The organism is Mycolicibacter sp. MU0102, from assembly GCF_963378105.1.
GTDB classification, from domain to species: Bacteria; Actinomycetota; Actinomycetes; order Mycobacteriales; family Mycobacteriaceae; genus Mycobacterium; species Mycobacterium holstebronense.
Map to the genome: position 1 here is coordinate 3870617 of NZ_OY726398.1, position 14107 is coordinate 3884723.

Here is a 14107-nt window from a genome sequence, read left to right on the forward strand (position 1 = left end):
AGATCCTATCGGTTTGAGAGAATAGTATTCTCTCAAGCGAAGAACGCAAACCAGAAGGGGTGGGCATGGCGGTCACTCATGTATTCCGGCGAGCGACCGTGACGCGCATCGTCAAGGAGACGGCCGACGCCTACACCTTCGTGCTGGCGCCGCATGAAACGCCGTTTTCCTACCGGGCCGGTCAGTACTCGACGTTCCAGGTGCGGGTCGACGGCGAGGAGCTGTACCGCTCTTACTCGATGTCGAGCGCGCCAGAGTCCGACACCGAGCTGATGACCACGGTCAAACGTGTTCCCGGCGGCAAGGTGTCGAACTGGTTGCTGGACAACCTGGCCGAAGGCGACGAGTTGGTGATGACCCGCGCGGCCGGGACCTTCTGCCTGCAGGAGTCGACGGCTCCGCTACTGGCGTTCTCCGGCGGCAGCGGAATCACGCCCATCCTGTCGCTGGCCAAGAGCGCTTTGGCGACCACCGACCGCGTCCTGCGACTGCTCTGCGCCGATCGGGACGCGTCCGCGGCGATCTTCGAGCGCGCACTGGACGAACTTGCCGCCCGCTACCCCGGCCGACTGTCCGTGCAACACCACCGCGACGCCGACGACGGCCTACTCGACGCCGCGGCGGTCACCGCATTCGTCGGTGCCGACACCGGCGCGGACTGCTACGTGTGTGGACCAGCCGGATTCATGGATGTGGTGCGCACGGCCTGGCCCGGCCCGGGCCGGCTGTTCATCGAGGACTTCGATGTGGCGACCAGCACGGCATCGGCCCCGTCTTCGGCGGCGCCCCCAACGCCCCGCACCGACGCCGAGGTGACCGGGACGGTGACGATCCACCTTGGGCGCCAGAAGGAATCGGTGCCACGGATCGCCCGCGAGACCCTGCTAGAAAGCGCCCGGCGGGCCGGACTGGCTCCCCCATTCTCCTGCGAGGCGGGTAACTGCGGCACCTGCATCGCGCACATCACCGAGGGCAGCGCGACCATGATCAACAACACGGTGCTCGACGATGACGAGGTCGCCGACGGCTACATCCTGACCTGCCAGGGCCTGCCCGAGGGTGGCTCAATCACTATCCACTACGAGTAGGGCGGCGCGGCGGCCCTCAGCCTGCCGCCCCGTAACCCAAAGTGCTCTTGGTCTCCAGGTATTCGTGGAATCCGGCGTCGCTCCATTCGCGGCCGTTGCCGCTGCGCTTGTAGCCGCCGAACGGTGCATTCAGGTCGAAGGCGTGGTTGATCGCCACCCACCCGGCCCGGATCCGGCGGGCGATTCCCCGCGCGGCGTCGATGTCGGCACCCGAGACGTAGCCGGCCAGACCGTACTCGGTGTCGTTGGCGATCTCGACGGCCTCGTCGATGTCGTCATAACCGAGGATGCACAGCACCGGCCCGAAGATCTCTTCGCGCGCGATCGTCATCTGGTTCGTCACCCGCGCGAAGACCGTCGGCCGGACGAAGTAACCGGTGTCGAGCCCATCCGGCCGGCCGGCGCCGCCGGCGGCGACCGTGGCACCCTCGGCAATGCCCTGCTCGATCAGGCCCTGCACCTTCGCGAACTGCGCCGCTGACGCCACCGGACCGATCGCTTTCGGATCGGCGGGGTCGCCGACCTTGACCTGGTCGGCGACCGCATGGGCGATCGCGATGGCCTCGTCCATGCGTGAGTTCGGCACCAACATCCGCGACGGGGCGTTACAGCTCTGCCCGGAGTTGACCATCATGGTCGACACCCCGGCGGTGACACTGTCGACGAACGCGTCGTCGTCGAGCACGATGTTGGCGCTCTTACCGCCCAGCTCCTGGGTCACCCGCTTCACGGTCGGGGCCGCGTTCTCGGCCACCGCTACGCCGGCGCGGGTGGAGCCAGTAAACGACACCATGTCGACGTCCGGGTGCCGCGACAGCGCCGAGCCGACTCCGGGCCCGTCGCCGTTGACCATGTTGTACACGCCGGCCGGGACGCCCGCGGCGTCCATGATCTCGGTGAAGATGTAGGCCGAGAACGGCGCGACCTCAGAGGGTTTGAGCACCATGGTGCAGCCGGTCGACAACGCCGGGTAGACCTTCACCGCGATCTGGTTCAGCGGCCAGTTCCACGGCGTGATGAGACCGCATACCCCGATCGGCTCGCGCTCCACCAGGGTGTCGCCGCGCTGCTCGCTGAACGAGAAGTTCTTGAGCGCGTCGATGGCCGTGACGAGGTGACCAGCCCCGAGATTGACCTGGACCCCGGCGGCCAGGCTGGGCGGCGCCCCCATCTCTTCACTCACCGCGTCGGCCAGGTCGCCGCTGCGCCGCTGATATTCGGCGAGGATCGCCTGCAGCAGATCCAGCCGCTCCGCGCGGCTGCTCTGCGACCAGCTGGTGAAGGCACGGCGGGCCGCGGCGACCGCGAGGTCGACGTCTGCCGCCGAGCCGAGTGCGATCTTCCCGCAGACCATTTCGGTGGCCGGGTTGTCGACGTCGAGCGTCTTCGGTTCGGCCGGGTCCACCCACCGGCCATCGATATAGAACTGGGTGTACTCGCGCATCACAACACTCCTTCGACTACTGGATTCCGTCGGCACTCGGCCGGGTTTGTTCGCTCTGGGCCACTCCGAAGCTGTACCGGATATGTGCGGCGTGCCCGTCGGGCGCCACCGGGAATATCACCGGTTCGGTGACGTCGCGGATCGCCTCGATCCGCGCGTCGACGTCCTCGATCGTCCAGGACGGTTGATACACGCCAGGGCTCTCGACCAGCGCGGCCCGGGCCACCCGCCCGGCCAGGGCGATCAGCACTTCGCCGGTGACCGAACAGGATTCGTGTGCGAGCCAGCCGACCACCGGCGCGACCAGTTCGGGTTCCATCGGCGGGTATGCCGAGGTGTCGATCCCCTGGGCCATCCGGGTCACCGCCGCCGGGACCACCACGTTGCAGCGGACACCGTGAGCTGCGCCCTCCAGCGCCGCGACGTTGCTCAGCCCGATCACGCCCGCCTTCGCGGCCGCATAGTTGGCCACGTCGGCGTTGCCGTAGATTCCGCCGATCGACGAGGTCAGCACTATGCGACCGTAGCCTGCGTCACACATGGCGCCGAAGGCCGCCCTCACCACATGGAACGCGCCACGCAGGTGCACGTCCAGGACCGCGTCGAACTCTTCCGAACTCATCTCGCGTAACGGGGCCCGGCGGACGTTTCCGGCATTGTGGATCAGGACGTCGACCCGCCCGTAGCGCTCCAGCGCGGCGCCGATGATGGCCTCACCGCCGTCGGGAGTGGCGACCGACGCGGTGCAGGCCACCGCGGCACCGCCCGCATCGCGGATCTCGGCGGCGACCCGCTCGGCCGGATCTTCGTGCATGCCGTCACCGGTGAGGTCGGCACCGGTGTCATTGACAACGACAACGGCTCCCCGCTGCGCCAGCAGCAGTGCGTAGGCGCGCCCCAGTCCCCGCCCGGCACCGGTCACGACGGCGACGCGGCCATCGAAGCGCAGCGGAGGTGGTGCGCTCAAGCGAACGGCTCCTCACCGGCTAGCTTGGTCCGCTGCAGCATCCGGCCCGAGTCGGGGGCATACGGCAACGCCCGGTGCATGGTTCCGGTGTTGTCCCACATCACCAGGTCCCCAACCGACCACTGGTGCCGGTAGACGAACTGCGGCCGGGTCGCCCAATCACGCAACCGGACCAACGTAGCGGCGCTGTCCCGGTGGTCCATGCCGACGATGTGGCTGGCGGTGCAGCCCAAGATCAACGATCTGCGGCCGGAGCGGTGCGTCCAGACCACCGGTAGCTCGCACTCCCCGATCGCCATCATCTGGCGCAGCGCCGCGAACTCGGGTTCGGGGTCGTAGTACAGCAGCGTGTTCCACGCCGAGTGCATCGCGCGAAGCGACGCGAGCTTGTCCTTGTCGTCCTCGCCGAGATCGTCGTAGGCCGCATAGGTGTTACAGAATTCGGTGTCGCCGCCGCCGCCGGCCGGCAACACCTTGCTGGACAACAGCGACGCCAAGATCGGCACCTCGTTCATGGTGCCGTCGAGATGCCAGTAGAACGACCCCTTGAGGTAGTCGGCCTGCTTGTTCACCGTGGTGTCGAGCGTGACGTCGTAGACCGCCTCGCCGTCGCGTTCGGGCGCCAGCGTGCCGAGGGTTTCGGTGAACGCGACCTGCTCGGCAGCGGTCAGCCCGATCTGCGGGAACACCAGAACGCCACGCCGCTCGAGCAGTTCGCGGATGGCACCGGCGTGCACGCCGGACAGCAACGCATCCTTGTCGGCCAGCACTTCGGTCCCGATGCGCTCAGTGAGATCTCGCGTCGCGAATGTCGTGGCTGTCACTGCAGATCCAGGCCTTTCAGATCGCCGGCCGCACGCCAGTCGCGCAGCAGGTCATCGAACGCGTAGAAGCCCGGTGAGTAGACCTCGCCCAGGAACGAGCGGCTGGCGTCGCCGAATCCGCGACCCTCGTTGTTGTAATAGCCTGGGGTGCAGGATAGGTCGAATGCCGAGTTGTCGAATGCCAACTCCCGGACGGTGTTCACCCAGCCGTCCTGGCCCTCCTGACTGGGCTCGACGACTGTCGCCTTCCGGTTGAGAGCCTCGGCGATGATGTAGGCGATGTGCTCGGCCTGCTGCTCGAACATCGCGGTGGTGTTGGCCGACACGCCGCCCTGGATGAAGCCGGTGTGGAACTGATTGGGGAACCCGCGGCTGGTCATCCCGTGCAGGGTTTGATACCCGTCGCGCCAATGGTCGAACAGTGATACCCCATCGCGGCCCTCGATGGCGTCGATCGCGTACCGGCGGCTGATCTCCGTGGATATCTCGAAACCACTGGCGAAGATGACGCAGTCAACCTCGTACTCGACGCCGCCCGCGACAATGCCTTTCTCCGTGAGCTTTTCGACACCCTTGGATTCGGCTACGTCGACCAGGGTGACATTGGGCCGATTGAACGCCGGCAGGTAGGTGTCGCTGGAGGTCGGACGCTTGCACATGAACCGGTAGTACGGCTTGAGCGCCTCTGCGGTCTGCGGATCGTCGACGATACCGTCGATGCGGCGGCGCAGCCGCTCCATGATCTTGTAGTCCTCCTCCTCCCGCATCGCCATGATCTCCTCGACGCCGAGAGCCATCGGGTCGGGGCTGGAACCGATGCGAGCGGTCAGGTTGCGGCCCAACTCGGTCCAGAAGTCGCACACCATATCGGGGGCGTCGAACACCACGCCTTCGAACGGTGACCAGCGGTGAAAATTCCGCTTGCGTTCGGCCTGCCAGCCCGGTTGCAGCGACGCGGCCCACTGCGGATCGGTGGGCTCGTTTCGGCGGAAGTCGACCGACGACGGGGTGCGCTGAAAAACGTAGAGCTGCTTGGCGTCCCGTCCCAGGTGCGGGACCAGCTGCACACCAGTCGCCCCGGTACCCACCAGAGCCACGCGCTTGTCCGCCAGCTTGTCCAGGCCACCGTTCGCGTCGCCGCCGGTGTAGTCATAATCCCAGCGGGCCGAATGGAAGACGTGGCCGCCCGCCTTCATGAAATCGTTGATGCCGGCGATGCCGGGCAGCTTGGGCCGGTTGTAGGAGCCCTGCGCCATCACCACGAAACGCGCCCGCAGGTCGTCGCCCCGGTTCGTCGTCAGCCGCCAGCGCTTGATCCCCTCGTCCCAGCGGGTGGTGCGCACCTGGGTCGAGAAGATCGCCCCGTCATAGAGACTGAAGTGCTTTCCGATGTTCTGGCAGTGCTGGAAGATCTCGGCACCGTCGGCGAACTTCTTGGACGGGATGAAGTCGAGCTCTTCGAGCAGCGGCACATAGCAGTACGCGTCGTTGTCACATTGGATTCCGGGGAACCGATTCCAGTACCAGACGCCGCCGAAGTCGCCAGCCATCTCGATAATCCGCACGTCGGCCACGCCGGCCTTCTTCAGGTAGGCGCCGGCGAGCAGTCCGGCGATGCCGCCGCCGAGGACCACCACCTCGATGTCGGCATCGATGGGGTCACGCGGAGTCACCGCGGTGTGTGGATCGACCTCGGCGAACTCCACGAAGTCATCCTTGAGTTCAAGGTACTGACTCGAGCCGTCGGAGCGAACGCGCTTGGCGCGCTCGGCGGCGTACTTGCGCCGGAGCGCTTCGATGTCGAAGTCGTCCGGAGTCTGGGTCGGCGGGCAGTCCGTCATCGATCGATTCCTGTCGGGATTTCTTGAGGCGCACCGGCGCTCATGTACTTCGACAACTGGTGGTGCAGATTGACGATGGCGCGCTCCCGGTAAGGGTTGGGCTTGGCGCCGGGATAGCCGAGGGATTTCATTCCCTGCTGCACCGCTGCCATGTTGGAGAAGTCCTGCGGGAGAACCGAGCGCCAGCCCGGGTCCCCCACCGGGGTGTACTCCCATTGGGTTTGCGGCTCTTCACCTTTGGGAAAGAGCTCGAACACTGAGACTTCGAAGATGCACTTGTCGGGGCTGTAGCTGGGGTGCGGCCGAGCGCTGTAGCACAGGGCACTGGTCAGTCCCTGACCGATCTGGAAGTTCGGGAAGATCTGCCAGGCGGTGCCCGCCTGCCCGAGCACGTCGGGAGGAATCGTCGGCCAGATGACCCCGCGGGCCGCGTCGTCGCGGCGCGCCGATGCGAGCCAGTGCTCGAGGACCTTGTCGGCCGGAGTGCCCTCGGGCAGCTCGTCGACCAGCCGCTTGGCGGCGTTCACCAACGTTGCAGTGGTGGTGGCGTTGGTCTCCTCCATGGTGTAGACCTGCATCTCCGCGGTCGACACCCGCGGATCGGCGCCGGTCCCCAGCCGGATCTTCGACTTTGTCGCCTCCAGATCGTCGGGAGCGTCGTAGCCGAGGTTGCTGTGCTTGCCCTGCACCCGCGCCCAGCCCTTGAACTCACCGAACTTGTTGAACTCCGGATGGGTTGTGTAGACGTGGTAGGTCTCGTTGAAGGCCTCCATGGCGACCTTCCAATTGCAGTCGAACTCCAGCCATTTGCGCCACTTGTAGCGCATGTTCTCCAGGCCGAACGGTTCGAGGATCTTCGCGGCCGGGAATAGGTAGTCGGCCAGCGATTCGCAGTCGGGGTCCATGTTGATCCAGAGCCAGCCGCCCCAGGTATCGACCTGCACGGAGCCCAGATGGGTGTTCGCGGGCGTCAGAGTGCCTTGCCAGTCATCCTGTTCGCGAATGTGAGTGCAGGCTCCGTCGAGCCCGTAAGTCCAGCCATGGAAACCGCAGACGAACGACTTGCGGGTGCGCGCGCAGGCGTTCTTCGCCCCGGCGGGGGTGTCGACCAGTCGGCGGCCACGGTGCATGCAGACGTTGTGGTGCGCCCGAAACTCGTCGGGTCCGCTGCGGACGACGATGATCGAGTCGTCGAGGATGTCGTAGGTGAGGTAACTGCCCACCTCCGGCAGATCTTCGACCCGCCCGACCTGCTGCCATACCTTGCGCCACAACTTGTCTCGCTCGGCGCGGGCGTAGTTGGGGCACGTGTAGGCCTCGACGCCGATCGTGACCGGGCGTGCGAGTTCGTCGTCGGAACCCTGGACCGGATCGGTCATCACATCCTCCTTATCGCAGCACGGAAGGTGTTGTCCTTGAGGAACAGCGAGGTGTTGTCGGCGTCGAGGTGACTCCATTTGAGGTTGAGCCCGCCGTCGACCAGCAAGGTCTGCCCGGTGATGTAGCTGGCCAGATCGGAGAGCAGAAACAGGATCGGACCGGCCTGTTCCTCGGGTTGCCCGCGGCGCCCCATGGCGATCGCCTGCAGGTCGCGATCGGGATCGGAGTCGGTGTAGGTGGCCGAGGCTGCTGTGTTGGTGACGCCCGGAGCCACCGCGTTGACCCGAATCCCGGCCGCTGCCAACTCGACTGCCATGGTGCGGGTCATCGCGACGATCGCCGCTTTCGCTGTGCCGTAAGCGATATGGAACGGCGCGGTGTTCATCCCGCTGATGGAGGAGATCGACACGATCGAGCCCGGCCGCTGCTGCGCCACCAGTGCGGCCGCGACCGCACGGCTCATGAAAAAGGCGGTCTCCAGGTTGTGCGTGAAGATCTTTCGCCAGTCGGCACGCACCACTCTGGTGGACGGCATCCAGGTCGCCGGCTCCGCACCACCGGCAACGTTGACAAGCCCGTAGAGCTGCCCGTCGGCACGCTGCGCGGCTTCGAGCACCGTGGCGACACCCTCGTCGGTGGACGCGTCGGCGGCCACGGGTATCACCGACAGACCCCGGTCGGCCAGCGGCGCGATGTGCTCGTGGAGGTTTTCCTGCGAGCGGCTCACCGCGACCACGGTGGCCCCAGCCTGCGCGGCCATCGCGGTGATCGTCGTGCCGATTCCGCCACCGCCGGCGCCCGACACCACCACGATCCGGCCGCGAAGGTCCAGGGGATTGAAGTCGCTCAACAGGCTGGGAGGAGTGCAGTGATCCGCCATGACCCGCTTTCACCTGGCACCGACCGCAATTCGGATGCCCGGCAGGCACCGAGATCGCGGAATTGTCCGGACAACATATGTCGTTCTTCGTTCTGAAGAACACTATTCCGCAGCGGCAAGCGCAGAGTCAAGAGCGGAACCCGGGTTCCGATGGCCTTATTGTCTGGACCAATGCGACGTGTGCAGCCGTCCCGGTTCGGCATCGCCGGCAGGCACTTCGCGGCGGGGCGAACGTTTGCTCGAAACGCCTTGCGTCATGATGGAACCCACGCCGAGCGTCGCCGAATTTGAGTACGCGCGTTGGCAGATCGAGCTGAGGGGAGATGCGAATTGTCTTCCAGTCAACGCCGGGGCCGCTGGTCCGGGGTCCCACTGGCAGAGCGCCAAGCCTTGCGCCGAGACGAATTCCTCGCCGTCGGCGTGCAGTTGCTCGGAGACGCACGCGGACCCACGCTGACTATCCGGTCGGTCTGTCGCGCGGCCGCGCTGACCGAGCGCTACTTCTACGAGAGCTTCGCCGATCGTGACGAGTTTGTCCGCGAGGTGTACGACGACGTGTGCACGCGGGCGCTGGCGGCGATGCTTTCGGCCCGCAATCCCCGCGAAGGCGTGGAATGCTTCATCACCCTGATGGTCGACGACCCGGCTCGCGGCCGGGTGCTGCTGCTGGCCCCGGAGCGGGAGCCGATCCTGGCCAGCGCCGGCGCCAAATGGATGCCGGACTTCATCGTGATGCTGCAACGCACCCTTACTCGCATCGGCGACGCGGCGGTCCAGCAGATGGTGGCGACCGGACTGATCGGCGCGATGACCACCCTGTTCGCTGCCTACCTGAACGGCAAACTCGAGGCCAGCCGCGCCCAATTCATCGACTTTTGCGTCGAGATGCTGCTCACTGCACAGATCGTGCGCTAGTCCAGGCCACAAGTTCACAGGCAAACACGCACCGCGAAAACTTGATGCTACCGACAGACACAGATATATTGCCTGCAACTAGTCGACACAGATATCTGGGGAGCTGCCATGGCACGGGAATGGACCGACCTGGAGTTGCTGCACGAACTCCAGCCCGTCGTAGAGAAACTCATCGACCGACACTTCACCATGGCCAAGGACTGGAACCCCCACGACTACATCCCCTGGTCCGAAGGCAAGAACTACTACGCGCTCGGCGGGCAGGACTGGCACCCCGAGCAGTCGAAGCTGTCCGAGGTCGCCCGGACCGCAATGGTGCAGAACCTGCTGACCGAGGACAACCTGCCCTCGTATCACCGCGAGATCGCGATGAACTTCACCATGGACGGCCCATGGGGCACCTGGGTCAACCGCTGGACCGCCGAGGAGAACCGCCACGGCATCGCGCTGCGCGACTACCTGGTGGTCACCCGCAACTGCGACCCCATCGAACTGGAAACGCTGCGGATGGAGACCGTCAACCGCGGTTTCAGCCCGGGCCAGAACCACCAGGTCTCCGGCGACCTGTTCGCTGAGAGCCTGTTCGACTCGGTCATCTATGTCAGCTTCCAGGAGCTGGCAACGCGGATCTCGCACCGCAACACCGGCCAGGCCTGCAACGACCCCATCGCCGACCAGCTGCTGGCGCGGATCTCGCACGACGAGAACCTGCACATGATCTTCTACCGCGACATCAGCGCTGTCGGTTTCGACATCGCGCCGGAACAGGCGATGGCCTCGCTGCACCGGGTGCTGGCCAACTTCCAGATGCCCGGGTTCGTCGTACCGGAGTTCCGCCGCAAAGCCGTGATCATCGCGGTCGGTGGCGTCTACGACCCGATGATCCACCGCGACGACGTGGTGATGCCGGTGCTGAAGAAGTGGGGCATCCTCGAGCGGAGTTTCAGCGGCGAAGCGGCCCGCTACCAGGAGGGGATCGCCAAGATCGTCGCCGAGCTGGACGAGACGTGCGAGAAGTTCGAGCTGGCCAAGCAACGCCGGCTCGAGCGGGAGGCCAAGATGGCCGAGAAGCGCGCCGCCAAGAAGGTGTTGGAGCCATCAGCGCCGTAGTCAGTGGCGGCGACCTGGTGCAGGCAAAGCCGGCGCTGCGGATCGGTTCGCTTCAGCTTGCCAGTCCCGTGGTGCTGGCCCCGATGGCCGGCGTCACCAACGTCGCATTCCGCACGCTCTGCCGCGAGCTCGAACAGTCTCGGGCCGGAACGGTCAGCGGGCTCTATGTCTGCGAGATGGTGACCGCACGCGCGCTCGTCGAACGGCACCCCGCCACCCTGCACATGACGACGTTTGGGCCGGAGGAGTCACCGCGCTCGCTGCAGCTCTACACCGTCGACCCCGACACCACTTACGCCGCGGCGAAGATGATCGCCGATGAAGGGCTCGCCGACCATATCGACATGAATTTCGGCTGCCCGGTGCCCAAGGTGACCCGCCTCGGCGGCGGGTCGGCGCTGCCGTACAAGCGCCGGCTCTTCGGCAACATCGTCGCCGCGGCGGTACGCGGCGCGGCCGGCACCGACATTCCGGTGACCGTGAAATTCCGGATCGGCATCGACGACGCCCACCACACCCACCTGGACGCCGGACGCATCGCCGAGGCCGAAGGGGCCGCAGCGGTGGCCCTGCACGCCCGGACCGCGTCACAGCGCTACTCCGGCACCGCCGACTGGGAGCAGATCGCGGCGCTCAAAGCGCAGGTCCGCTCCATTCCGGTACTGGGCAACGGCGACATCTTCGAAGCCGGCGACGCCCTGGCCATGATGGCGGCGACTGGTTGCGACGGGGTGGTGATCGGCCGCGGTTGCCTGGGTCGCCCATGGTTGTTCGGCGAGCTCTCGGCGGCTTTCGCGGGCCGACCCACACCGACCCCACCCACGTTGGGCGAAGTCGCCGACATCATCCGCCGCCACGGCGAACTGCTGGCCCAGCACTTCGGCGAGGACAAGGGCATGCGCGAGATCCGCAAGCATGTCGCCTGGTACCTGCACGGATTCCCCGCCGGTTCCGAGCTGCGGCGCGAGCTGGCGATGGTGACCACGCTGTCCGAGCTCGACGAACTGCTCAAGCAGCTGGACGGATCGGTCCCCTTCCCCGCGGCCGCTACCGGCCCCCGCGGGAGACAGGGCTCACCGGCCAAGGTCACCCTGCCCGAAGGATGGTTGGACGACCCCGATGACTGTGCGGTGCCGGCCGGGGCGGACATTATGCACTCGGGTGGCTGAAATGAGACTTTGTCGACATCGCGTGTCTGGCAAGTTCTCAGTAGAATAAGTACCTTATTGCTCCAGGCAGGGTTACCCCTGCGGGTGCAGACGAAGGTGCGGAGACCAATGCCGATCATCCGTACCGCACTGGCCTGCGATCCACGCGCGCCGGTACCAAGGACTCGGAGGCCCCTGAGGACATGAGTGACGGCGACAACGCCACTCCTGGCCGCTGGGCGCCGGAGGGCCACGATGACGGCGACCATCAGCTGATGACGATGACACCGCCTGGACCCGCACCTTGGGAACGCTGGCAGAACTCGTCTGAGGAAACCCCCGTCCCGCACCGGCGAAACGCGTCCCGGCGTCGCAACGGGTCGGTGAGCGTCGCCGACCTGATCGCCAGGGTCAACGCCGAGCCTCCGCCTTCGGGTGGACGCAGCCAACGCCGAGCCACCTCAGCCCCGCCCGAGCCGGAAGTGGCCGAGTTCGTCGAGCACGTGGAGCCGGCGGAGCCCGCCAGCGTATCCGAGGTATCCGAGCCCGAAGCCGAGTACACCGCGCTCGAAATCGCCGATGTACCGGCCCCGATGCCCGACATCACCGAAGTGGCCTACCCGTCGGAAGTGCCCGACCTCGACCGTATTCACGGCACGTCACTCGAGCCGGCCGGTGCCCCCGACTGGGACGAGTTGGCGCCTGCCACCGAGGCGCCGGGCCTATACGGCGGTCCCGAGATGCAGCGGGGCCTATACGGCGGTCCCAGCTTCGCCTCTCCTCCGTCGAGCCTCGCTGAACCGCCGGGTGTCGAGCCTGAGATGCCGCCGGTGCGGATCGACCCGCCTCGCCGCACACCGCCGGCGGACGCCGAACCGGCCCCGCACGGGCCCCACCACCGGGCAAAGCTCGCGGGCCGGGCGGTCGCGGCCATGATGGCAATCCTCGCCCTGGTGCTCACCGGGTCGGCATGGCAGTGGAGTTCGTCGAAGAACCGCAGCCTCAACCACGTCAGCGCGTTGGACCCCGACTCGCACGACATTCTCGATGCGGCCGGCCAGTACGGCGACGAGAACTTCCTGATCGTCGGCGCGGACACCCGCGCCGGCGCCAACAGCGACGTCGGCGCCGGCAGCACCGACGACGCCGAGGGAGCTCGCTCCGACACGATCATGCTGGTCAACATCCCGGCGAACCGTAAACGCGTGGTGGTGGTGTCGTTCCCCCGCGACCTGGCGATCACCCCGATCCAGTGCGAGGTCTGGAACTCCGCGACCGGCGCCTACGGACCGATCTACGACGAGGACACCGGAACCTACAGCGACGACGTCGTCTACACCGAGACGAAGCTGAACTCGACCTACGCCTTCGGCGGGCCCAAGTGTCTGGTCAAGGAGATCCAGAAGCTGTCCGGACTGGCGATCAACCGGTTCATGGCCGTCGACTTCGTCGGATTCGGCAAGATGGTCGACGCGCTGGGCGGCGTCGAGGTGTGCACCCCCAGCCCGCTCTACGACCTGGTGCTGGGCAGCGTCCTCGAAGACACCGGACGCCAGCGAGTCAACGGCGGCACCGCGTTGAACTACGTGCGGGCTCGGCACGTCACCACCGAGGACAACGGCGACTACGGCCGCATCAAACGCCAGCAGCTGTTCTTGTCGTCGCTGCTGCGTTCGTTGATCTCCACCAACACCTTCTTCTCGCCGACCAAGCTCAACAATGTGGTCAACATGTTCATCGGCGACAGCTCGGTGGACAACGTCACCACCAAGGACCTGGTGAACCTCGGCCAGTCGTTGCAGAAGGTCGCCGCCGGTCACATCACCTTCGTCACGGTGCCGACCAGTGAGACCGATGAGAACGGCGACGAGGTCCCCCGGATGGATGACGTGCGGGCACTGTTCGACGCCATCATCAACGACGACCCCCTACCCGGCGAGAACGACCACAACGCCACCTCGGTCCCCACCACGGCGGCGGCCAGCCCCACCACCCCGTCCACCTCCCTGCCCGGCTCACCGGCCACCCCGGTAATCAGGCCGCTCAGCGAGCAGGTGCACGCGGTCACGACCTCGCCCGCCGATGTCACGGTGCGGGTGTCTAACGCCACCGAGCAGTCCGGCCTGGCCGGCGCCACCTCCGAGGGCCTGCAACAGTGGGGCTTCAACGTCGACAATGCCGACGACTACCCCGGCACCGTCAAGGCCACCAAGGTGCTCTACTCCCCCGGAAACGAGCAGGCCGCCGCCACGGTGTCCTCGGCGCTGTCGGGAGCGCCGATCGAGCGGGTCAGCGGGCTGGGCAGCATCGTCCGTGTTGTCCTGGGTTCAGACTTCCGTACGGTGACCAAGCCGGTGGCCAGCGGCTCGCAGGTCAGCGTGCAACTCAACCGCGGAGCCAGCGTCGAACCGACCGAACTGCCCGACGACCTGACCGTCACCAACGCCGCCGACACCACCTGCGAGTAGCGCCCACTCCCCGCCCAACCCGCGCGAATCGCGGTCCACGGT

At 66.4% G+C, this 14107-nt stretch carries 11 protein-coding genes; 5 read left to right on the forward strand and 6 right to left on the reverse strand.

The window, feature by feature from the left end:
* Positions 1–65: 65 nt before the first annotated feature.
* Positions 66–1088 carry a ferredoxin--NADP reductase gene (locus RCP37_RS18320; protein WP_308484407.1) on the forward strand — a complete coding sequence of 341 codons (1023 nt, stop codon included), beginning with the start codon at positions 66–68 and terminating at the stop codon, positions 1086–1088.
* 16 nt (positions 1089–1104) lie between these two features.
* Here the strand turns inward: RCP37_RS18320 and RCP37_RS18325 are convergent, their stop codons facing one another.
* The 6 genes from RCP37_RS18325 to RCP37_RS18350 are packed head-to-tail and all read right to left on the reverse strand — an operon-like array spanning position 1105 to position 8424.
* A complete protein-coding gene (locus RCP37_RS18325) occupies positions 1105–2532 on the reverse strand; it encodes an aldehyde dehydrogenase family protein (protein WP_308484408.1) in 1428 nt (475 codons plus the stop codon).
* A 16-nt stretch (positions 2533–2548) separates the two neighbouring features.
* Positions 2549–3499: an SDR family NAD(P)-dependent oxidoreductase gene (locus RCP37_RS18330; RefSeq protein ID WP_308484409.1), complete on the reverse strand. Its 951-nt coding sequence runs from the start codon at positions 3497–3499 to the stop codon at positions 2549–2551.
* Entirely contained in the window at positions 3496–4323 is an 828-nt protein-coding gene (locus RCP37_RS18335; protein WP_308484410.1) for a TauD/TfdA dioxygenase family protein, read from the reverse strand. Before RCP37_RS18335 ends, RCP37_RS18330 begins: the two co-directional genes overlap by 4 nt.
* Positions 4320–6164 carry a flavin-containing monooxygenase gene (locus tag RCP37_RS18340; RefSeq protein WP_308484411.1) on the reverse strand — a complete coding sequence of 615 codons (1845 nt, stop codon included), beginning with the start codon at positions 6162–6164 and terminating at the stop codon, positions 4320–4322. Before RCP37_RS18340 ends, RCP37_RS18335 begins: the two co-directional genes overlap by 4 nt.
* Positions 6161–7543 carry an aromatic ring-hydroxylating oxygenase subunit alpha gene (locus RCP37_RS18345; RefSeq protein WP_308484412.1) on the reverse strand — a complete coding sequence of 461 codons (1383 nt, stop codon included), beginning with the start codon at positions 7541–7543 and terminating at the stop codon, positions 6161–6163. The genes RCP37_RS18340 and RCP37_RS18345 overlap by 4 nt, the downstream gene beginning before the upstream one ends.
* Positions 7543–8424: an SDR family NAD(P)-dependent oxidoreductase gene (locus RCP37_RS18350; protein ID WP_308484413.1), complete on the reverse strand. Its 882-nt coding sequence runs from the start codon at positions 8422–8424 to the stop codon at positions 7543–7545. The genes RCP37_RS18345 and RCP37_RS18350 overlap by 1 nt, the downstream gene beginning before the upstream one ends.
* Positions 8425–8754: 330 nt before the next feature.
* Between RCP37_RS18350 and RCP37_RS18355 the strand changes: the two genes are divergently transcribed.
* From RCP37_RS18355 to RCP37_RS18370, 4 genes are all read left to right on the forward strand, one after another.
* Positions 8755–9339, forward strand: a complete 585-nt coding sequence (locus tag RCP37_RS18355; RefSeq protein WP_308484414.1) for a TetR/AcrR family transcriptional regulator — start codon at positions 8755–8757, stop codon at positions 9337–9339.
* 108 nt (positions 9340–9447) lie between these two features.
* On the forward strand, positions 9448–10449 hold the full coding sequence (locus RCP37_RS18360; protein WP_308484415.1) for an acyl-ACP desaturase: 1002 nt from the start codon (positions 9448–9450) through the stop codon (positions 10447–10449).
* A 14-nt stretch (positions 10450–10463) separates the two neighbouring features.
* The gene (gene dusB / locus RCP37_RS18365; protein ID WP_373693200.1) at positions 10464–11618 is read left to right on the forward strand and encodes a tRNA dihydrouridine synthase DusB; all 1155 of its coding nucleotides are present in this window, start codon (positions 10464–10466) and stop codon (positions 11616–11618) included.
* Between the two features lie 182 nt (positions 11619–11800).
* Positions 11801–14065 carry an LCP family protein gene (locus RCP37_RS18370; protein WP_308484417.1) on the forward strand — a complete coding sequence of 755 codons (2265 nt, stop codon included), beginning with the start codon at positions 11801–11803 and terminating at the stop codon, positions 14063–14065.
* The last annotated feature ends 42 nt before the right edge of the window (positions 14066–14107 follow it).

Coding starts and splice junctions, on each gene's coding strand:
- RCP37_RS18320 (WP_308484407.1), top strand. CDS start 66: ATGGCGGTCACTCATGTATTCCGGCGAGCGACCGTGACGCGCATCGTC.
- RCP37_RS18325 (WP_308484408.1), bottom strand. CDS start 2,532: ATGCGCGAGTACACCCAGTTCTATATCGATGGCCGGTGGGTGGACCCG.
- RCP37_RS18340 (WP_308484411.1), bottom strand. CDS start 6,164: ATGACGGACTGCCCGCCGACCCAGACTCCGGACGACTTCGACATCGAA.
- RCP37_RS18345 (WP_308484412.1), bottom strand. CDS start 7,543: ATGACCGATCCGGTCCAGGGTTCCGACGACGAACTCGCACGCCCGGTC.
- RCP37_RS18350 (WP_308484413.1), bottom strand. CDS start 8,424: ATGGCGGATCACTGCACTCCTCCCAGCCTGTTGAGCGACTTCAATCCC.
- RCP37_RS18360 (WP_308484415.1), top strand. CDS start 9,448: ATGGCACGGGAATGGACCGACCTGGAGTTGCTGCACGAACTCCAGCCC.
- RCP37_RS18370 (WP_308484417.1), top strand. CDS start 11,801: ATGAGTGACGGCGACAACGCCACTCCTGGCCGCTGGGCGCCGGAGGGC.